At 73.9% G+C, this 387-nt stretch carries 1 protein-coding gene; it reads right to left on the reverse strand.

All coding sequences use genetic code 11. The features are described 5' to 3' along the window. A partial coding sequence (locus D9V41_RS16690; protein WP_208006927.1) for a CoA transferase occupies positions 1 to 387 on the reverse strand: 387 nt, incomplete at both ends.

Here is a 387-nt window from a genome sequence, read left to right on the forward strand (position 1 = left end):
CGAGCGGACCGCCCGCCGCCCAGACCGTGAGATCGCTCGCCGCCAGCCGCGAACGCGGTCCGTCCCATCCGTAGGCCGTGATGGCCGCCACCACGGCCTGGGGTGCGAGGGACAGCACCTCGTCGGGCGTCATGCCCCAGCGCTCGAGCTCGGCGTGGTCCCACGAGGTGACGACGGCGTCGGCCCGGCGCACCAGGTCCTGGAGCAGTTCTCGGTCGCGCTCGGGATCGAGCGCGATGCCTCGCTTGCCGGCCGCGAACGTCTGCCACGTGAACGAGATGCCGGTGCTCGGGTCGACCGGGTCGGCCGTGCGGGCCGGCGACCCGCTCAGCGGCTCGACCTGCACGACATCGGCCCCGAGATCGGCGAGCAGCCGACCGCAGAGCA

The sequence above is a fragment of the Aeromicrobium phragmitis genome, assembly GCF_003674095.1.
GTDB classification, from domain to species: Bacteria; Actinomycetota; Actinomycetes; order Propionibacteriales; family Nocardioidaceae; genus Aeromicrobium; species Aeromicrobium phragmitis.